17 protein-coding genes and 1 riboswitch are annotated in these 19,357 nt (G+C 73.9%); of the genes, 6 read left to right on the top strand and 11 right to left on the bottom strand.

Going from position 1 to position 19,357, the window contains the following annotated elements; genetic code table 11:
* Positions 1-71: 71 nt before the first annotated feature.
* Together CNQ36_RS20680 and CNQ36_RS20675 are read left to right on the top strand one after the other, a co-directional pair.
* Entirely contained in the window at positions 72-1,241 is a 1,170-nt protein-coding gene (locus CNQ36_RS20680; protein WP_121547102.1) for an amidase, read from the top strand.
* A gap of 78 nt (positions 1,242-1,319) precedes the next feature.
* Positions 1,320-1,904, top strand: coding sequence for a flavodoxin family protein (locus CNQ36_RS20675; protein ID WP_040908560.1), 585 nt, complete (start codon positions 1,320-1,322; stop codon positions 1,902-1,904).
* Between the two features lie 10 nt (positions 1,905-1,914).
* Here the strand turns inward: CNQ36_RS20675 and CNQ36_RS20670 are convergent, their stop codons facing one another.
* From CNQ36_RS20670 to CNQ36_RS20650, 5 genes are all read right to left on the bottom strand, one after another.
* Positions 1,915-2,508 (bottom strand): hypothetical protein, encoded by a 594-nt coding sequence (locus CNQ36_RS20670; protein WP_163013316.1) that lies wholly within the window; start codon positions 2,506-2,508, stop codon positions 1,915-1,917.
* A gap of 45 nt (positions 2,509-2,553) precedes the next feature.
* Positions 2,554-3,429 carry an ABC transporter permease gene (locus tag CNQ36_RS20665; RefSeq protein WP_121547100.1) on the bottom strand — a complete coding sequence of 292 codons (876 nt, stop codon included), beginning with the start codon at positions 3,427-3,429 and terminating at the stop codon, positions 2,554-2,556.
* Positions 3,416-4,399 (bottom strand): ABC transporter ATP-binding protein, encoded by a 984-nt coding sequence (locus CNQ36_RS20660; RefSeq protein WP_121547099.1) that lies wholly within the window; start codon positions 4,397-4,399, stop codon positions 3,416-3,418. Before CNQ36_RS20660 ends, CNQ36_RS20665 begins: the two co-directional genes overlap by 14 nt.
* 41 nt (positions 4,400-4,440) lie before the next feature.
* Positions 4,441-5,661, bottom strand: a complete 1,221-nt coding sequence (locus tag CNQ36_RS20655) for a LolA family protein (RefSeq protein ID WP_121547098.1) — start codon at positions 5,659-5,661, stop codon at positions 4,441-4,443.
* Positions 5,662-5,902: 241 nt separating this feature from the next.
* Positions 5,903-6,913: a polyprenyl synthetase family protein gene (locus CNQ36_RS20650; RefSeq protein ID WP_004927530.1), complete on the bottom strand. Its 1,011-nt coding sequence runs from the start codon at positions 6,911-6,913 to the stop codon at positions 5,903-5,905.
* 531 nt (positions 6,914-7,444) lie between these two features.
* Positions 7,445-7,608: riboswitch (cyclic di-AMP (ydaO/yuaA leader) on the top strand.
* 3 nt (positions 7,609-7,611) lie between these two features.
* Here CNQ36_RS20650 and CNQ36_RS20645 point away from each other — a divergent pair.
* Positions 7,612-8,100 carry a transglycosylase SLT domain-containing protein gene (locus CNQ36_RS20645; protein ID WP_121547097.1) on the top strand — a complete coding sequence of 163 codons (489 nt, stop codon included), beginning with the start codon at positions 7,612-7,614 and terminating at the stop codon, positions 8,098-8,100.
* Here CNQ36_RS20645 and CNQ36_RS20640 read toward each other — a convergent pair.
* Positions 8,064-8,936, bottom strand: a complete 873-nt coding sequence (locus tag CNQ36_RS20640; protein ID WP_121547096.1) for an HAD family hydrolase — start codon at positions 8,934-8,936, stop codon at positions 8,064-8,066. The genes CNQ36_RS20645 and CNQ36_RS20640 overlap by 37 nt on opposite strands.
* A gap of 244 nt (positions 8,937-9,180) precedes the next feature.
* Between CNQ36_RS20640 and CNQ36_RS20635 the strand changes: the two genes are divergently transcribed.
* The 3 genes from CNQ36_RS20635 to CNQ36_RS20625 are packed head-to-tail and all read left to right on the top strand — an operon-like array spanning position 9,181 to position 12,388.
* A complete protein-coding gene (locus CNQ36_RS20635) occupies positions 9,181-10,251 on the top strand; it encodes a GNAT family N-acetyltransferase (protein ID WP_121547095.1) in 1,071 nt (356 codons plus the stop codon).
* A gap of 14 nt (positions 10,252-10,265) precedes the next feature.
* Entirely contained in the window at positions 10,266-11,594 is a 1,329-nt protein-coding gene (locus CNQ36_RS20630; protein ID WP_121547094.1) for a glycosyltransferase family 2 protein, read from the top strand.
* On the top strand, positions 11,591-12,388 hold the full coding sequence (locus CNQ36_RS20625) for a polysaccharide deacetylase family protein (protein WP_206278481.1): 798 nt from the start codon (positions 11,591-11,593) through the stop codon (positions 12,386-12,388). The genes CNQ36_RS20630 and CNQ36_RS20625 overlap by 4 nt, the downstream gene beginning before the upstream one ends.
* A 19-nt stretch (positions 12,389-12,407) precedes the next feature.
* Here the strand turns inward: CNQ36_RS20625 and CNQ36_RS20620 are convergent, their stop codons facing one another.
* The 5 genes from CNQ36_RS20620 to CNQ36_RS20600 all read right to left on the bottom strand — a co-directional run bounded on the left by CNQ36_RS20620 (position 12,408) and on the right by CNQ36_RS20600 (position 19,336).
* Positions 12,408-13,487, bottom strand: coding sequence for a glycosyl hydrolase (locus CNQ36_RS20620; RefSeq protein WP_228313028.1), 1,080 nt, complete (start codon positions 13,485-13,487; stop codon positions 12,408-12,410).
* Positions 13,484-13,912 (bottom strand): hypothetical protein, encoded by a 429-nt coding sequence (locus tag CNQ36_RS20615; RefSeq protein WP_121547092.1) that lies wholly within the window; start codon positions 13,910-13,912, stop codon positions 13,484-13,486. Before CNQ36_RS20615 ends, CNQ36_RS20620 begins: the two co-directional genes overlap by 4 nt.
* Positions 13,909-15,762 (bottom strand): glycosyltransferase, encoded by a 1,854-nt coding sequence (locus CNQ36_RS20610; protein ID WP_228313027.1) that lies wholly within the window; start codon positions 15,760-15,762, stop codon positions 13,909-13,911. Before CNQ36_RS20610 ends, CNQ36_RS20615 begins: the two co-directional genes overlap by 4 nt.
* Positions 15,763-15,909: 147 nt before the next feature.
* Positions 15,910-18,081: a lipopolysaccharide biosynthesis protein gene (locus tag CNQ36_RS20605; protein ID WP_121547091.1), complete on the bottom strand. Its 2,172-nt coding sequence runs from the start codon at positions 18,079-18,081 to the stop codon at positions 15,910-15,912.
* Positions 18,074-19,336, bottom strand: a complete 1,263-nt coding sequence (locus CNQ36_RS20600) for a DegT/DnrJ/EryC1/StrS family aminotransferase (RefSeq protein WP_121547090.1) — start codon at positions 19,334-19,336, stop codon at positions 18,074-18,076. Before CNQ36_RS20600 ends, CNQ36_RS20605 begins: the two co-directional genes overlap by 8 nt.
* Positions 19,337-19,357: the final 21 nt, after the last annotated feature.

Here is a 19,357-nt window from a genome sequence, read left to right as displayed (position 1 = left end):
ATCGGCCGCGCCCCCGCCGCCGGCCCCCGGCACGTACCGTGACCGGCGAAGAGCGCGGGAGGGGGGTCGGCGTGGCGGGCGTTCATCGGTACGGCTCCCCTGCGTCCGCCTCGGCCGGGGAGATCGCCTCCGCCGTGCGCGGGCGGCGGCTGCGGGCCGTGGACGTGGCGGCGGAAGCGCTGGCGCGGATCGAGCGGGCCGATCCGGTGCTGTGCGCGTTCACCGAGGTGTGGGGCGAGGAGGCGGCGGCGCGGGCGGAGGAGGTGGACGCGCGGGTCGCCGCCGGGGAGTTCCTGCCGCTGGCCGGGGTGCCCGTCGCGGTCAAGGGGCGGCGCGGACGGCGTGCGGCGGGACCCCTGCTCGCGGCCGGCTGTGTCGCCGTCGGGGCCACCTCGGTGCCCGGTCCGGGAACGCCCTGGCAGACCTGGGGGCTCGGGGCGCACGGCCGTACCGTCAACCCGTGGCGGGCGGACCGCACGCCGGGCGGCTCCTCCGCCGGGTCGGCGGCGGCGGTGGCGGCCGGCCTGGTGCCGCTGGCGACCGGCAGCGACGGCGCGGGCTCGGTGCGGATCCCGGCGGCGTGGTGCGGGGTCCTGGGGCTGAAGGCGACCAACGGGCGTCTCCCCTCCCCCGACCGTACGGGGCTGGCGGCCCCCGGAGTCCTCACCCGCACGGCCTCGGACGCGGCGGCCTGGTGGCGGGCGATGTCGGGTCGGCCCCCGGCCGGCGAGGTCCCGCCGCCCCTCCCCGTCACCGCCGTCTGGTCCCCCGACCTCGGTTTCGCCTGCCCCGACCCGGAGCCCGTGGCGCTGGCCCGAGCGGCGGTGGGTCGGCTGGCCGACGCCGGTGTCGTACGGCTCGTACGGCCCCCGGCCGGGCCGCTGCTCCTCGACCCCGCCCCGGCGTGGCTGGCTCTGCGCACCCCCGGCGCCGACCCCGCCGCCGTCCACCGCGTCCGGGCCGGGAACGACCGGCGCCTCGGCCTCCTCTTCTCCGGCGCCGAGCTGCTGCTCACCCCGACGGCGCCCACCGCGCCGCACGGCCACGAGGGTCCGGGTGACGTCTACTCCACGGCGCTGACCTGGGCTTTCAACGTCAGCGGGCATCCCGCGCTGAGCCTGACGGCCGGCTTCGGCGCCGACGGCTGCCCGGCCGGGCTCCAGCTGGTGGCACCGCACGGCCGGGAGGAACTGCTGCTCGCCGTGGCCGGGGAGGCGGAGCGGCGTGGTGCCGTCGGCTGACCCCCTTGGAGTTTTACTTGCACGCGCATATGATGCAGGTGCCTGTAAATGGCGTACGCCGAGCATCTGGGGATGATCATGAATCGCCGTTTCCTCTTCGTCCTGGGCAGCGCCCGCCCCGACGGCAACACCGAACTGCTGGCCCGCCGGGCCGCCGAACAGCTGCCCCCGGACGTGGAGCAGCAGTGGATCGACCTCACGGCCCACCCCCTGCCCGACTTCGAGGACCTGCGCCACGACAGCGACCACGTCCGCCCCGCCGGGGGCAGCGCGGGACTGCTCCTCGACGCCACCCTCGCGGCGACGGACCTGGTGATCGCCTCGCCGCTGTACTGGTACTCGGTGTCCGCGCACACCAAGCGCTACCTCGATCACTGGTCGGGCTGGCTGCGCACTCCGGGTCTCGACTTCAAGGCGACCATGGCGGGCCGCACCCTCTGGGGCGTCACCGCCCTCGCGCACGAGGAGGCGGCGGTCGCCGACCCGCTGGCCGGCACGCTGAACAACTCGGCCGCGTACATGGGGATGCGGTTCGGCGGCGTGCTGCTCGGCAACGGCAGCAGGCCGGGGGACGTGCTGAAGGACACGGAGGCGCTGGCGCGGGCCAAGACCTTCTTCGCGGGGGAGGCGCCGTTCGCCCGGTTCCCCTACGAGAGCGACTGAGACCGGCGGCTCACCAGCCGAGCTGCTCCTCGCCGAGCACCTCGCTGCCGATGTGGGCGGCGAGCTTCTGGGCCCGCTCGGGGTCGCCGTGCTTGGTCACATGGACGAAGACGGTGTGGTCCTCGGTCCACTTGTAGTCGTACTGGGCCTCGTCACCGTGGAACACGATCTGGATCCCGTCGTAGTTCCAGTGCCCGTGCGAGTCGATCTCGGGGTCGTCCGGCCAGCGCCCCTCCCACCGGATGGAAGCCATGCCGTCGCCCAGGGCGGCGAGGAACCGTTCCTCGACGTCCCCGCGCGGGACGTCCTCGCTGAAGGACAGCGGCAGGTGCGTCCGCAGTGCGGTGTCGTCCAGCGTGGACACGTCGAGGTCGAAGCCGAGCAACTCTCCCGTCGCGGGGTCACGGCGGGTCTCCTCGTACTCGAAGGACGCCCCGGGGACGAGGCCGGCCATCTCCCGGACCTCCCGGGGCGTCCGCATCACGGCGAAGAGCCAGATCCGGTCGTCGATGTGCTCCAGCAGCGCGCACAGCCGCCTGGCCTGCCGGTACGCCTCGGCCGCGTCGGTGGTGCGGAGGACGGGATACGCCCGTGAGTTGCCCATGGGCGGCACGGTCACACGCCCCGGCCCGTCCGCGCCACCGCGTTTCTAGGCGGTGATGTCCTTCGCCGTGAACCGCGCCCACGCCGCCGAGCCGAACACCGCCGCGTACAGGGCCTGGAGGCCGAGGTTCTTCGTCAGGTCGTCCCAGTAGACCGGTTCGCGCATCAGGTCGGCGAAGGACAGCCAGTAGTGGGAGAAGAGGTAGGGGTGGAGGGCGTGCAGCTGGGGGATCTGGTCGAGGATCTGGACCGTGATCAGCAGCCCCACCGTGGTCGCCATCGCCGCGATGCCGCTGTTGGTCAGCGTCGAGACGAACAGGCCGAGCGCCGCCACCCCGATCAGTGACACGGCGACGACCAGGGCGATCAGCAGCGCCCTCGCCAGCCCCTCGGAGAAACCGATGCGGGTGCCCGAGATGGTGGTCAGGTCGCCCAGCGGGAACAGCAGCGCTCCGGTGATCAGCGCCGAGACGGCGACCACGAGCGTGGCGACCAGACAGAACGTCATGACGGCCGCGTACTTGGTGAGCAGCAGGCGGCTCCGCCCGGCGGGGGCCACCAGCAGATAGCGCAGGGTGCCGGCGCCGGCCTCGCCGGCGACGGCGTCGCCCGCGACCACTCCGATCGCCATGGGCAGGAAGAACGGCAGTATGGCGGCGAGCGCGGTGAAGACCAGGAACAGGCCGTTGTTGGTGATCTGCGAGATGAACGCGGGGCCGCCGCCCCCGCCGCCCCCGCCACCGGCCGACGAGCCGTCACCGGTCTCGATCCGCACCGCGATGCCGACCAGGACCGGCACGGCAGCCAGCACCCCGAGCAGCGCCAGGGTGCGCCAGCGCCGGAAGGTGGTGAGCAGCTCGCTGCGGAACAGGCCGAGGGTCCACAGCGGGCTCGCCTTCCGCACCGCTTCAGCCTGCGACATCGAAACCCTCTCCGGTCAGCGCCACGAACGCGTCCTCGAGCGAGGCCCGTTCCACTCCGAAGCCGCGTACCCGGACCCCGGCGGCGACCAGCGCCGCGTTCACCTCGGCGAGATCGCGTTCGGGCACCTCGCCGGTCACCCGCTCCTCGGCCACGACGACGTCGGCGACGCCCTGTTCCTTCAGCACCCGGGCCGCGTCCGACGGGTCCGGCGTCGTCACCGCCAGCCGGCCACGGGCCCCCGCGGCCAGGTCGGCGACCGGACCCTGGGTGATCAGCCGGCCCTGCGCCATGACGGCGGCGTGGGTGCACACCTGCTCGATCTCGTCGAGCAGGTGGGAGGAGAGGAAGACGGTGGTGCCGTCCAGGGCCAGTTCACGGACGAGGGTGCGGATCTCCCGCATGCCCTGCGGGTCGAGGCCGTTGGTCGGCTCGTCCAGGACGAGCAGCCGGCGCGGCTGGAGCAGGGCGGCCGCGAGGCCGAGCCGCTGCTTCATGCCGAGGGAGTACGCCTTCGCCTTCTTGCCCGCGGCGGCCGTCAGGCCGACCCGGTCCAGGGCGGCGGCGACGCGGGCCCGCCGGGTGCGCGGATCGGCGGTCGGGTCGGCGGAGTCGTAGCGCAGGAGGTTGTCCCGGCCGGACAGGAAGCCGTACAGGGCCGGGCCCTCGATGAGGGCGCCGACGTGGGGCAGCACGGCGCGCGCGGAGCGCGGCATGGGGCGCCCCAGGACGTGCGCCGTGCCGGAGGTGGGCTCGATCAGGCCCATCAGCATGCGGATGGTGGTGGTCTTGCCGGAGCCGTTGGGACCGAGGAAGCCGAAGACGCTGCCCGCCGGGACGGTCAGGTGCAGACCGTCCACGGCGAGCTGTCCGCCGCGGTAGCGCTTGGTGAGGGCGCGGGTGGTGATGACACCGTCACCCGGGTCCCTCTCTTCGCGCCGCTCCGGTCCGGTGGCGGACGCCTCGCCCATCGGCTCCCTCGTTCCCTGTCACGTCGTAAGGTCCCGGGGCCCTACTTCCCCGCGTCGGCCGCCTTCACGAGGGCGTCCTTGGTGACCGCGCCCACGTAGACCTTGCCGTCCTCGGTGATCAGGGCGTTGACCAGGCGGGTGCTGAACACCGTGCCCGTGCCGAAGTCGCCCTTGACGCGGTCGCCGAGCGAGTCGAGGAAGCCGCCGAGGTCGCCGCCCGCCTCACCGGTGGGCAGGCCGCCCCGGCCGCCGGTGTCGAAGGTGGCGATGGAGTTCCAGCCCTCGCCGAGCATCTTCAGCCCGTCGAGACCCTTGGCCAGGTCCTCCTCGGACTTGGGGGCCTTCTCCGGCTTCCCGGAGTGCTCCCGGCCCTCGGCCCGTCCGTCGTCCTCGGTCACCTTGGCGCCTTTGGGCGGGGTGAAAGCGAACGTGGAGGCGTCCGGCTTGTCGAAGCTCACCTTGGTGAAGCCGACGTCCACGACGGCCGAGCCGCCGCTCGCCGGGGTGAGCGTGAACTTCAGCGGCATGCCGGTTTTGTGGTCCACCGCGATGCTGATGGCGCCGACCGTGGAGCCGGACTGCCGGGGCTTGACGACCAGCTTGTACGCGTCCCGGCCGGCCACCTGCGCGGTGCCGTCGACGGTCACGGACGTGGTGTCGTCGACCGACTTCAGGGCCTCCTCGGCGAAGTCCTTCGGGGTGGCCGGGGGCTGCTGCTCCCGGTCCTCGCCGGACGGGTCGACCGTGCTGTGGTAGACCTCGTTGGACGCGCTGTCGTAGCCCCAGACGTCCTTGCCGTCGTGGATGAGGCTGTACTCGGCGGCGTTCTCGAGGAGCGACAGCTTCTGCTTGTCCGGGCCGTCGGCCGCGACGCGCAGCGTGTGCGTGCCGGAGGCCAGTTCGGTGAGCTTGGCGGTCGGGTCGGCCGAGGAGCCGCCCTCCCCGCCGCGCTCCATGGCGCCGGAGGCGAGGCCGCTCTCCAGGCCGCCGAGGTCCGGCAGACCGAGGTCCGTGGTGATCTTCACGGTGCCGGACAGCCGCTCGACGTCCGACTTCGCGATCTTCTCTATCAGCTGCGCGGCGGTGATCTCCGGCAGGTCCGGGTCGCCGGAGTCGGCGAGGGCGGGGACGAGCCCGATGGTCGCGGCCGCCACCCCCATCACCGTGACCGGGACGACGTACCGGGCGGCCCTGCGCCGCGCCGGGCGCGGCTCGTCGGCCTCGCCCACGGTCGTCGTGTCGTCGGATTCGTACGGTGCCATGTGTGCCCTACCTCCGTGGTCGGCGGCGGCTTCCGTCTCGTGTCCTCGCACCAGTCTCACCCCGAGCCGCCATTCTCACCCGAATCGGTGAGAAGTGGTGTTGTCCGTCGTTGTCCATCTGCCCAAATTCCGCAGGCGGATTCGTCAGACCCCGGACGCAACTCCGTGTACTGCTGGGGTATGACACGGGGGGCGGTTTCCTCCCCCGACCATTAGGGGTCGCGGGGGAGTTCGGGCCGGTTCAGCCCGCCCGGTGCACCACCGCGTCGCACAGCTGCACGAGCGCCGCCTTCGCCTCGCACTCCCGCAGCGGGGCCAGCGCCGCGCGCGCCTCCTCGGCGTAGCGGACGGTGTCCCGGCGGGCGTGCTCCAGCGCGGGGTGGGCGCGCAGCAGCCGCAGCGCCTCGGCGTGCCGGGCGTCGTCGGTGAGGTCGGAGTCCAGCAGCTCGCACAGGGCGAGGTCGTCGGCGAGTCCGAGCCGGGCCGCGCGCTCGCGCAGCCGCAGCACGGGCAGCGTGGCGATGCCCTCGCGCAGGTCGGTGCCGGGGGTCTTGCCGGACTCGTGGGAGTCGGAGGCGATGTCCAGGACGTCGTCGGCGAGCTGGAAGGCGACGCCGAGCCGTTCGCCGTACTGGGTGAGGACGTCCACGACCGTGTCGTCGGCGCCGGACATCATCGCGCCGAAGCGGCAGGAGACCGCGACCAGCGAGCCGGTCTTGCCGCCGAGCACGTCCAGGTAGTGGTCGACCGGGTCACGGCCGTCCTGGGGTCCCGCGGTCTCCAGGATCTGCCCGGTGACCAGCCGTTCGAACGCCTCGGCCTGTACCCGTACCGCCTCCGGGCCGAGGTCGGCCAGGATGTGCGAGGCCCGGGCGAACAGGAAGTCGCCGGTGAGGACCGCGACGGAGTTTCCCCAGCGGGCGTTCGCGCTGGCGACTCCGCGGCGCACCTCGGCCTCGTCCATCACGTCGTCGTGGTAGAGCGTGGCCAGGTGGGTCAGCTCCACCACCACGGCCGAGGGCACGACACCGGGCGCGTAGGGGTCGCCGAACTGGGCGGAGAGCATCACCAGCAGGGGGCGGAAGCGTTTGCCGCCGGCCCGCACCAGGTGCTGGGCGGCCCCCGTGATGAGGGGCACCTCGCTCTTGGTGGCCTCGAGCAGTCCCTCCTCGACAGCCGTCAATCCGGCCTGGACATCGGCTTCCAGAGCCTGGTCCCGCACGCTCAGCCCGAACGGCCCGACGACGGTCACGAGGGGTCTCCTGTCTGCTGGTGTCTTCTGGCGATTACAGGGATTGTCGATAGGTCGCTGCCATCACTCGAGTCAGCGTATCCGGTCACGTTTCGATCACCGCCAGCGCCCAGGGTTACGGGCAGGGCGGTACGGGACCGGGAACGGAGTGCTTTTGATCGGCTGATAGCAACGGACATTCCCCTACTTCCCGGGCGTAGCGACCCGCCAACCATCCTGCCCGGACCGCCGTCCGATTTGCCGCAATTGGCAAGCGAATTCCCCTTGGCGGTAAATACTCTCCGGGCCTGCCGCCAGTGAAGTGAGTCACGCCCGAACGCCGCCCGTCCGCCCCTCCCCCGCACCGGCGTTTCCCCTTCCACCGGACGGAAGTTGACCCTTGGCAATCGCAAAGGATCAAGTAGCCCAAAACCCCCATTCGAAGATCAAACGGCCCCTTATGTGATTCCCACACTTGTTCCCGGCATCCGCTCTCGCATACGTTCCCGGCCTGCCGGGTGGACGCCTAATCCTGCCGCCGCCCGCATCCACCACCGACGATCACTCAGTACGGCAGGAGCGGGGGACCCAGGTAAGCCGCCGGACCGGCCACGCGCCGGGACGGCTCGGGGTGAAGCCATGCCCGCAGGGGCACGGCCGGGCACTCTCCCGCCCGAACCCGACAGCTCACCTCGCAGGCGTAGGAGAGGAACCCACACATGTCTGCTCCCGCCCAGCGCCCGCGCTTCGGCAACCGCCGCCTCGTCCGCTCGCTCGCCGTCGCCGGCACCGGCGTCGCCATGGTCGCCCTGCCGCTGTTCGGCGCCACCGCCGCCTCCGCGGCGACCACCGACACCACCGCGGCCGCCGCCTCCACGACGGCCTACCCGGACAACCTCGACGGCTGGATCCGCGAGTCGCTGGACGTCATGGCGCAGAACGGCATCCCCGGCAGCTACGACGGCATCCACCGCAACATCATGCGCGAGTCCTCCGGCAACCCGCTCGCCATCAACAACTGGGACTCCAACGCCGCCGCCGGCACCCCGTCGAAGGGTCTGCTGCAGGTCATCGACCCGACCTTCCAGGCCTACCACGTGCCCGGCACCGCCTTCGACCCGTACGACCCGGTCGCGAACATCACGGCGGCCTGCAACTACGCCGCCGACCGCTACGGCTCCATCGACAACGTCTTCAGCGCGTACTGAGCCGACCGCTGACGGCCCAGCACGGCCGCACCATCGAACAGTCGCTCGAGGACGACGGCCACGCCGTCGTCCTCGTTCGACGTGGTGACCTCGTCGGCCACCGCCTTCAGCTCCGGATGCGCGTTGCCCATGGCGACCCCGTGGGCGGCCCAGTCGAACATGGGGATGTCGTTCGGCATGTCGCCGAAGGCGACGGTCCCGGCCGCGCTCAGCCCCAGGTGCTCGGCGGCCAGCGCGAGACCGGTCGCCTTGGTCACCCCGCACGGCTGGAGCTCCACGGTGCCCGGCCCCGACATGGTGACCGTGGCCAGCGAGCCGACCACCGACCGCGCCGCCGCCGCCAACGCGTCGTCGGACAGGTCCGGGTGGCGCAGCAGCACCTTGCTGATCGGCCGGTCCCACAGCTCGGCGCGCCGCTCGACCCGTACGGCAGGCAGGGTCGGGTGCGGCATCAGATAGCCGGGCTCGATCAGCGTCAGCCCGTCGACCCCGTCCTGGTCGACCGCGGCGTACACCTCCCCCACCTCGGCCTCGATCTTGCCGAGCGCGGTCTCCGCCAGTTCCCGGTCCAGCGTGACGGACCACAGCATCCGGTCCGCGCCGGCGTCGTACACCTGCGCGCCCTGTCCGCACACCGCGAGCCCCGTGCAGCCGAGGTCGTCCAGGAGCGGCTGCACTCTGGGAGCCGGGCGCCCCGTCACCACGAGGTGCCGCGCGCCGGCCCGCTCCGCCCGCGCGAGCGCGGCGAGGGACCGGTCGGAGAGGGTGTCGTCGCCGCGCAGCAGCGTCCCGTCCAGGTCGGTGGCGATGAGTGAATATGCGGTGGGTGCGGCCATGATCAGAGAATACGGACAACACGACGGCCCGATTCACCGTGGACGGATCCGCTGCCCACCGTGTACGGAACGGCTCGCTTTCGGTGCGGTTCGCCTTCCGTCATCGCCGGGTACGGACCGGTTGAGGACTCTTTCCCCGTTTGGCGAGAACATGCGCCGCTATCTACCGGCGAGCCGGTCCCGGGCGGTACCTTCCAGATGTCCAGGGGGGACTTGATCGGGGGGTCAGGTGAGCGGTGGACGCATGCGTGTGCTGAGTCCGCGGGAACTCGGCGAGGGGGAGCGGGAGCGCTGGCGGGAACTGCGCGCCCTGGCGGACGCGCCGCGCAACCCCTTCATGGAACCGGAGTTCACCGTCGCGGTGGGCCGGGTCCGGCCACAGGCCCGGGTCGCGGTGCTGTACGAGCGGGCGGAACCGGCGGGCTTCCTGCCGTACGAGCGGGGCGCGTGGGGGCAGGGCAGGGCGATCGGGCTCGGGGTGTCGGACTGCCAGGGCGCGGTCCTGGCCCCCGGTGCGGCCCCGGAGGCCGGTGAACTGCTGCGCGGCTGCTCGGTGTCGAGCTTCGCCTTCGACAACCTGGAGGCCGGCCAGGGGTTGTTCGTGCCGTACGCGGCCGAGGAGCACGCCACCTACGTCATCGACGTGGAGAAGGGCTACGAGACGTACGAGTCGGTGCTGCGCACCCAGTCGCCGAAGTTCCTGAAGACCACGCTGGCCAAGGAGCGCAGGCTGGGCCGCCGGGCCGGGGCCGTGCGGTTCGTCTTCGACGAGCGGGACCCGGCCGCGCTGCGCGCGCTCGTCGGGTGGAAGTCGGCGCAGTACCGCAGGACCGGGCGCCGCGACCGGTTCGCGCGGGAGTGGATCGCCCGGCTCGTGGGCCGGCTCGCCGAGACCCGGTCCGCGCAGTGCACGGGCACCCTGTCGGTCCTGTACGCCGGTGACCGCCCGGTCGCCGCGCACTTCGGGCTGCGGTCGGCGTCCGTGCTGGCCTGCTGGTTCCCGGCCTACGACGTGGAGTTCGCGAAGTACTCGCCCGGTCTCGTGCTGCATCTGCGGATGGCCGAGGCGGCGGCGGCCGAGGGCATCGGGATGCTCGACATGGGGCGCGGCCCCGCCGAGTACAAGGACTCGCTGAAGACGGGCGAACTCGCCGTCTACGAGGGGGCGGTGACCCGTCCGGGCGTGGGCGCGGCGCTGCACTGGCTGAGCCGTGAGCCCGTGCGCCGCGCGCACGGCTTCGTCCGCGCCCATCCGCGCCTCGCGGCGCCGGCGTCGCGGGTCCTGAGGGGCGCGGCGCGGCTGCGCCGGCCGTGAGGAGGGGAGGACGGGTGTCCCGGAGAGCGGTGGTGCGGGAGGAGATACGGCGGTTCCTGGAGATCGGCGCCGTGCAGGTCGCCGACCTCGACCTGGACGGTGACGAGGCCGTGCTGAGACCCGGCCCCGGGGGCCCGCCGGTGACCCATGGCGAGGTGTTCCTGCTGGTCAGACGGTCGGGCCGGCCGGTGGCCACCCTGCTGACCCGTGTGCCGGAGGGCGCGGACCCGCGGGCGGTCCTGACGGCGGCGGCCTCCGGGGCGCCGCGGGAGGCCGCCGCGGGGGACGCGGCGGGGAACGCGGCGGGGAATGCGGCGGGGAATGCGGCGGGGAATGCGGCGGTGCCGCCGTACGCCTCGGTCGTCGTGGCCACCCGGGAGCGGGCCGGGCAGCTCGCCCGGGCGCTGGACTCGCTGCTCGCGCAGGACCATCCGCGGTTCGAGGTCGTCGTCGTCGACAACGCGCCGGTGACCGGCGGGACCCGGGAACTGGTGGAGCGGAAGTACGGGGAGCGGGTGCGCTACGTGTGCGAGCCGGTGCCAGGACTCGCGGTCGCGCACAACAGGGGGCTGGCGCTGGCGCGGGGCGAGGTCGTCGCCTTCACCGACGACGACGTGGTGGCCGATCCCCGCTGGCTCGGCGAACTGACCGCGCCGTTCGCCGCCGACCCGCGGCTCGGCTGCGCCACCGGGCTGATCCTGCCCGCCCGGCTGCGCACCCCGGCCCAGGTCCTCCTGGAGAGCCACGGCGGCTTCGCGAAGGGCTTCACCCCGACGACGTACGACCCCGGGGACCCGCCGCGCGACGAGCCGCTGTTCCCCTTCACCGCGGGCCGCTTCGGCTCCGGCGCGAACATGGCGTTCCGCACGGACGTGCTGCGTGCCGTCGGCGGATTCGACCCGGCGACCGGAGCCGGGACGGCCGCGCGGGGCGGCGACGACCTGTACGGCTTCGTCCGCGTCCTCGCCCAGGGGCACCGGCTGCGCTACACGCCGTACGCGCTGGTGTGGCACCACCACCGGGAGACCTGGTCCGACCTGGAGACCCAGGCGTACGGCTACGGGGCCGGCCTCACCGCCTATCTCACCGCGATCCTGGTCAACCGTCCCGCGCTGCTGCCGGCGTTCCTCGCCCGGCTGCCGCGCGGTCTGGCCCGCGCCCGCGCGCTGACCGAGGCGCGCGACACGGACGGCGGCGGTGCGCCGGGCGCGCATGACACCCGCACCCATCCCTGGCCGCGCCGTCTGTCACGACTGCAGCGCAGGGGAATGCTGTACGGGCCGCTCGGTTATCTGCGGGCCCGGCGCGCCCCGGTGAGCACGGCGGGAAGGGGGACGCGATGAACCCGGCGGCCGTGCCCGTGTTCCTCTACCACGCCGTGATGGACGATCCGCCGGACTGGATCGCCGAGTTCACCGTCACGCCCCGGCAGTTCGCGGCCCACCTGGACGCCGTCGTGGACAGCGGCCGCACGCCCGTCACCATCAGCGCCCTGGCCGGCCATCTCGCCGGGCGGGCGCCGCTGCCGCCGCGGCCGGTGCTGCTCACCTTCGACGACGGCTTCGCCGACCTGCCCGGCCCCACCGCCGACGCCCTGGCCGCCCGTGGACTGCCCGCCACCGCCTATCTCACCACCGGCGCCGTGGCCCCGGGCGGCCGCAGTCTGCTGCCGCCCGCGCCGATGATGACCCTGGACCGGGCGGTGCGGCTGGAGCGGTCCGGGATGGAGATCGGCAGCCACACCGTCACCCACGCCCAGCTGGACACGCTCACCCCCCGCCGGCTGCGCGCCGAACTGGTCGACTCCAAGGCCGTGCTGGAGGACGCTCTCGGCCACTCCGTCCCGCACCTCGCCTATCCGCACGGCTACAACAGTCCGCGGGTGCGCGCCATGGCCGCCCGTGCCGGATACGAGACGGCCACCGCCGTGCGGCACGCGCTCAGTTCCGGCCGGGACGAGCGCTACCGCATCGCCCGGCTGATCGTCCGCAGGAGCCACACCGTCGCCGACGTCGAGGCCTGGCTGGCGGGCGACGGGGCGCGGATCGCCCCGTACGGGGACGGTGCGCGGACGCTCGCCTGGCGCTGGTACCGGCGCGGCCTGGCGGCGCTCAACGGGCCGCGCTTCGCGGGCTGAGCGCCGCCGGCCGGCCCCGTCAGCCCGACGGCTGGTTCAGGTACGGGTCGGACACCGCCTCGCGCAGGCTCGCCCACGCCGCGTCCCCGGCCACCGACAGATCGCAGTGGGGGCCGGGGTCCCGGTGGTTCCACTGGAGGGCCGCCCTGACCCCGTCCAGGCTCTTCAGCACCCGCGGCACCCGCGCGTACCACTCGGCCTGCCGGCCGGGGCGGGCCGGGTCGTCCGCGGTGCCGAACTCGGAGAGCATCAGCGGCTTGTCGCCGGAGATGTGCGCGCGTATCCACGCGTGGGCGGCGGTCTGGGTCTGCGCGAAGGTGAGCCAGTCCGCGTTGTGGCAGCGGTAGTAGTTGTACTGGTTGTAGCCGATCCAGTCGACGTACCGGTCCCCCGGGTACATCCGCTCGAACAGGGCGGCGTGGCCGAGGTAGCCGGTGATGATCCAGGTCCACACCACGTTGTCGACACCCAGCTCCCGGAACCGGTCGTGGATGTGCCGGTACGCCTTCACGTACTCGGCCGGTGTGCCGTTCTGCGGGGTGCGGGTGTCCATCTCCAGGTCGAAGGAGAGGAAGACCTTCCTGCCGGTGCGCTCGCCGTAGTCCTTGATCCGCCGGGCCTGGACGTCGATGACGGTCCGGTCCAGCCCCCCGGCCGCGATCTCCTTCCACGTCGGCTGCTGTTCCTCCGTACCGCCCCACCACTTGCTCTCCCAGGACAGCAGCAGCATGCGGTCCTCGCCGACGTCCTGTTCCTCCGGGGTGAGCAACTGCCCCTCCCTGCGAGCCTCTTGGGGCAGGGACATGTCGTGGTACGTGTAGACGACGTCGAGGGTGCGGCCCACGCGTTCCTCGTAGGCCCGCACCCTGTCCGCCAGGTCGTGCCGGTCGTGCGGCACGAACGCGCCGAACCAGGCGCCGCACGGCGGTTCGAGCAGGGCCGTGGGCCGGCATTCCGCGCGCGTCGCGGAGGGCCGTGCCGGACCGGAGGCGTCGCGCAGGGCGAGCAGGGCGACGAGGAGCGCGCCGACGACCGTGGCGGACGTGAGCAGCAGCCGCCGTCGGCCGCCGCCGGGGCGAAAGGTGCGGTGGGACGTCACGGAACGGAACCCTTCGGTGTGCCGGGCGCCGGTGAGGCGCGCAGCCGCGGGCAGAACGCGGCGAGGGTGGTCAGGAGGGTCAGCGTCAGCAGCACCCGTGGTGCGCTGAAGGTGTGCGTGGCGATCAGCGCCGTCGCGACGACCATCACCGCGCCGACGCTGACGAGGACGACCAGCATCAGCCGCTCCAGCTGGTCGGAGCGGTGGGCGAAGCCGCTCCTGCGGGTCTCGACCGGCCCCCGGGCGGGGCGTGCGCGCAGTGCCGGCCCGCAGAGGCCGACCAGTGCCGCGCCGGGGCCGGCCGCCAGGAACACGGCGACCGCCGCGCCGCGCAGTGGCGAGCCGCCGGGCAGCGCGAGGGCGGCCAGCGCCAGCCAGCCGGCGAACGGCGGGAGCATGCGCGCCATGAGGTCCTGGGGTGTCATCGCGCCGCTCCTCCTTCGGTCCGGAGTTCGTAGACCACGCCCGCCCCGTTCTCCGCGACCTCGCGGAAGCGGGGGGAGGCGGCGACGGACTCCTGTATGCGGTCCAGCTGGTCGCCGGTGAGCTGACCGTTCATTTCCGAGTCGGCCCGCTGCCCCTGGGTGAGCAGCAGGTAGGCGCGGCCCGGGCGCTCCACTCCGGCCATGTCGCGGGCGAGGGTGGCGGCCGGGCTCCTGAGGATCTCGTCGACGTGCCGGCGGTCGTCGTCCAGGAACCAGTAGTGGCCGACGGTCCCGTACGACTGGTGGGCGAGCGGGTAGTTGCGGTTGGCGGCGACGACCAGGGAGCCCGCGGGCGCCTCGTCGAAGAGCCGCTGGACCAGGGCGACCTCGCCCGGCGGGAAGTAGTTGATCCGGTCCTTGCCCGAGTAGCTCGGGACGAAGGCGAGGGTCAGGGCGAGCAGCGCGACCAGCGGGCCCCAGAAGGCGACGCCGCCCCGTCCGCCGGTCCCCGCGGGTGCCGCGGCGCGGGCGTCCGTCCCGGCCTCGGCCGCGAGGGTGCGCACCGGGGGCAGCAGCGCGGCGGCGGCGAAGAAGGCGGCGCCGGGCAGCATGAACATCAGCACCCGGAAGATCATCTCGCTGCCGTAGCTGCTCGCCACGATCATCGGCAGCGGGGCCGCCGCGACCAGCAGCAGCGGCATCGCCCGGTGCCGCAGCACCCGCTGACGCCACACGCCGGCCACCGCCAGCAGCATCACCGTGCCGGACAGCAGCCGGGCCGCCCAGGAGGTCGCGACCGCCCCGGTGCCGGTCGGGGTGGTGCCGTAACCGGTGGCCACGTTGCCGCCGACGTCGCCCACGGAGCGGATCATGTCCGGCATCGCGGCCGACAGGAAGGGCAGCGCGGCCGTCAGACACCAGGCCAGGAAGATCACGACCGTGGTGACCGCCGGGACCCAGTCCCGGGAGCGGCGGAGCAGGCACAGGGCGAGCAGCGAGACGGCCAGCATGCCGGGGGTGAGCTGGTGCGAGACGACCATCGCCACCACCAGCACGCTCAGCACGACCGTCCAGACGGCCTGCCCCTGCCGGGCGCGCCCTCCGTGCGACCGGCCGTACCGGCGCAGGACCACGGCCAGCACCCCGAGGTGCAGCGCGAACGCCACCGACTGGGGGGAGAAGTAGTCCTGCCCCACCCAGTTGGCGACGTAGAACAGCCAGACCGCGGTCCAGATCAGCCGGGGGTCCTCGGTGAAGGTGCGGTAGATCAGCAGCAGCGGGAGCAGCAGCATCAGGCTGGAGACCAGCGGCCACCAGGCCATGTACATCGCCGTGGACTCCACGCCCAGCAGCCGCACCAGCGCGGCCTGGGCGGCGAAGAAGCCGGGCCACTGGTCGTACACGGCCATGTCGCCGACCTGGTCGGCGGTCTGGAGGCCGCCGGCCGTCAGCAGGTGGTCCACGACGCCGTCGTGCTTCCACGCCCAGGCGTAGAGCGGGGTGGGGTAGAGCACGGCCTGCGTCGCGCGCTCCATCACCAGCAGCCCGAGCACGTACGCCGCCGGCCAGCCGCCGGCCCGTCGCGGACCGCGGACCGTGAACCCGAAACCGGCCGTGAGCACCACCAGTCCGGCCCAGAAGGCGGGGTGGAGCGCGGTGACGAGTCCGAAGTCGTCGAGCCGCGAGACATCGGTGTGCCGCACCGCGTACCCCCACAGGGCGAGCGCGGCGAGCAGCGGGACGGCGGGCCGGGCTGCGGCGAGCCCCCGGCGCCCCGGCCACAGGGGCGGGAGGTCGGAGAGGTCCGTCACGGGCTCGTGGCCGGTGCTCGACGACTCCGACGAGACCATGGCCCGCGACCCGGGGGTGAGTTCCGGCGCGGCTTCGCCGGGGGTGAACGGCGCGGGCGTGCTCCCCGGCTCGGGCGCGGATCTCTCGCGTGGAGTGGCTGGCGGACGCACGGTGTTCCCCCCTGGCGGTTCGGCTCTGAAGCGTGATCAGTCCTCGGGACGGCCGCTCGGTCTTCTCCCGCGGAGCGACGGGAGCGGGACGAGGACCACGGCCGTGTGCAGTACGACGAGCAGGGCGAGCAGCGGCGGCGCGACGGGGGCGAGGGCGTCCCGCCACACCCAGGCGCCCACCGCGAGGAGGTACAGCGCCCCCCAGCGCCCCCGCCAGGACAGCCGCCGGCCCGCGCTCGCGAGCAGCAGCCACAGGGGGACGAGGCACAGCAGCTGGCAGACCAGCGGCGCCCAGCGCAGCAGCGGGCCGGGGCCGTCGAGGCCCACCGTCTCCGCGAGGAGACCGGCCGCCTCGCGGTACGGCGTCCCGCCGACGGGCTCCGGTCCCCTGCCGAGGGCGACGGGCGCGGTGTGCAGCGCGACCAGCGCGGAGCCCAGCGCGGCACCGGGCAGCCAGGGCTCGGCGCGGGTGCGGAGCGTCACCGAGGCCACGAAGACGAGGAGCAGCGTGCCCCCGGCCACGAGCGCCGGGAGCGGCAGCCCCTCCAGCAGCCGGCGTCCGGTCAGCTCACCGGCGGAGCCGTCGGCGGCCCCGGGCACCGCGGCCCAGAAGACGAGGGTGGCGATCCCGAGCAGCGCCCAGAGGACGCGCCCCAGGCGCCGGTCGTATCCGTCGCCGGGCGACGGCTCCGCGAGGCCCACGGGATCCGGACGCGACATCCCGGCGGCCCAGGAGGGCTGCCCCGCCCGCGCCACAGCCCCCCGGGCGGCCCGAGGCGCCTCCCCGTGCGCCGGACGGCGGGGCCGGCCCGTGCCGTACCCGGCGGTGGCGTTCAGCCGGGCCCAGCGGGTGCCGTACTCGGGGGCGGTGGAGGGAGGCTCCACGGACCCGCCGGTCCTGTCGCGCAGCGTCGCGCGCAGCCCGACCACCGAGACGGCCGCGACCAGCGTCATGCCGGCCAGCACCGCCCAGCCGGCCCCCGCGATCCCCGCCGGGGTGAACAGCACGGCCGCGCCGCCCAGCACCAGCACGCACATCGCGCCCTGCAGCGCGGCCAGCACTCCGGTGCGCCCCTGTACCCGCAGCACCCCGATGTACAGCTCCACGACCACCCGGGGCAGCGCCCCGAGGGCGAGCAGCCGCAGCACGGTCGAGCCGTGCTCGGCGTAGTCCGCGTCGAACGGCGTGAGGATCTGGGGCGCGAAGACGACCAGCACGGCGACCACCGGCACCAGCAGCAGCGCCATCCTGCGCAGCGCCCCCCGCACCCCGTCGGCGAGCCGGCGCGGGTCGTGCGAGGCGTGGGCGGTGAGCGACGAGGCCATGTTGATGGCCATGAACTCCATCGTGCCGCCGACGGTGTACGCCACGTAGAAGTAGCCGTTCTCCGCGGCGCTGAAGCGGACCGCGACCATCACGGGCAGCAGGTTGATCATGGCGAGGCTGAACAGCGCGCCGAGCGAGTCACCGGCCAGGAAGCGTCCCATGGACCGCAGGGCGGGCGGCTGCACGTCGTGGTCGGCGGCGGCCTGCCGGGGGATGAGCCGGCGGAAGATCAGCCAGCCGAGCGGCAGCGTGGAGAAGGCGATGGCCACGGCCCAGGAGACGAAGATGCCCAGCACCGGCAGCGCGCTCGCGAGGACGGCCAGCAGGACCAGCTTGCCCAGGGAGAACACCGCGTTGCCCGCCGGCACCCACTCGGCTTTGCGCAGCCCGGTGAGCACGCCGTCCTGGAGGGTGAGCAGCGCCCAGGCCACGCACGCGGCGACGAACAGCGCCCCGGCCAGGGGGGTGCCGAGGGGCGCGTAGGAGGCGCCCCACTGGTCGAGCGTGAGCAGGAAGACGCCCGCGGCCAGGGCGACGACCACCGAACTCGTCCCGTACACGCCCCACACCAGGCGTCCGGTCTCGCGGCCCGCGCGGGGCACGAAGCGGACCACGGCGCCGATCATCGTGGTCGCGGTGATGCCGGCGAGCAGCCGCATCGCGGCGATCGCGGCGGACCCCTGGCCGACGGCGTCCTCGGAGTAGTAGCGGGCGGCGACGAGCCAGAACCCCAGGCCCAGTACGGCGGACACGCCCGTGCTGAGCATCAGGAAGTAGGCGTTCTTGAAAAGGGAGTCGGAGCCGGGCGGGCCGCTGCCCGCGGGCCGGGGCCCGTCGCCGGCCCGCACCGCGGCGGGCTCGTGCACCTGGGTGTCAGTCACGGGCCGGCCCCAGCCCTTCGGTCCGCGCCGCCCCCGGCCGTGTCAGCTCCTGCGGCGGTTCGGCCGGCCGCACGCCGGACCGCTCCAGCACGCCGATGGCCTCCCGCGCCCGCAGCGGGTCCACCGGCAGCGCGTGCGCCGCGAACCAGCGGGCCCTTCCGGGGGCGGGCGACGGTTCCGTGAACTCCTCGCCCGCGTAGTCGTCGAGGGGCGGGTCGTAGAGGTAGCCGACGGCGATGCCGCGCCGGGCCAGTGCGGCGATCGCCGCGTCCCGGTCCGCCACCAGCAGCGGCACCCGGAACAGCGGCTGCACACCGCTGCCCTCGCGCGGCCGGGCCCACGGTGTCGCCAGCAGCAGTGCGGTGCCGTCCCGGTGGGCCCGGAGGACCTCGTCCAGCCGTCCGACGGCACGCCGGATCCGCCCGAGCCGCAGCGGTCCGGACCGCAGGCGGTAGCCGTGCATGTCGACGCGGACCCAGGAGTCGTGCGCGGCCAGGTCCGGGGCGGCGGCCGTGGCCCGGGCCAGCGCATCCGGGCGCAGCGGCATCCTGATCCCGTCGCGCTCCGCCAGCCCCAGCAGCCCCAGCGTGGCCCACGCGGCCCGCCGCAGTCCCAGCCCCCGCACCGCGGCCTCGGCGTACGGCCGCAGGGCGTAGGCGACTTCGGACGCCGTCCGGCGTGGCGTGAGCAGTTCCTCGCAGGCGGTCCGCACCGCCTCGGCCGCTCGTGGGTCCGCGACCGCGAGGATGCCGCCGGCCCCCGCGCCGACGTGTTTGGAAAGGCTGAAGACGGAGGCCTCGCCCCAGGCGCCGACGGGCCGGCCGCCGACCTCGCTGCCGATCGCGTGCGCCCCGTCCTCCAGCAGCGCGATGCCCGACGCGTCGCAGCGCGCCCGCAGTTCCGGCGCCGGGTCCGGGTTGCCGTAGAGGTTCGTGGTCAGCACCGCGGAGAGCGAGCCCCATGTCTCCTCGGGCACGGCGCCGGCGTCGATGGACCCGTCGAACGGGTTCAACGGCGCCTGCACCGGCCGCAGTCCCGCGGCGAGCACCACGAAGAAGATCACGTCGTCGTTGACCGGCGACATCAGCACCCGGCCGCCCGGCGGGCACCAGTGGCGCAGCGCCACGTACAACCCCAGCCTGCACGACGGCACATACACGCATTCCCGGCCGAGCCGGCCACGCATGGTCTCCTCCAGCCCTTCCGGCTGTGGACCCGAGCGCGGCCGGCGCGGGCCGGCCTCCCCTGTGGCCATCCGCCCCCCTGTGTGCCTGTG

The sequence above is a fragment of the Streptomyces fungicidicus genome (assembly GCF_003665435.1).
Classification (GTDB): domain Bacteria; phylum Actinomycetota; class Actinomycetes; order Streptomycetales; family Streptomycetaceae; genus Streptomyces; species Streptomyces fungicidicus.
The sequence above is the reverse complement of the archived record's forward strand: the minus strand, read 5'-3'. Positions and strand labels throughout refer to the sequence as shown.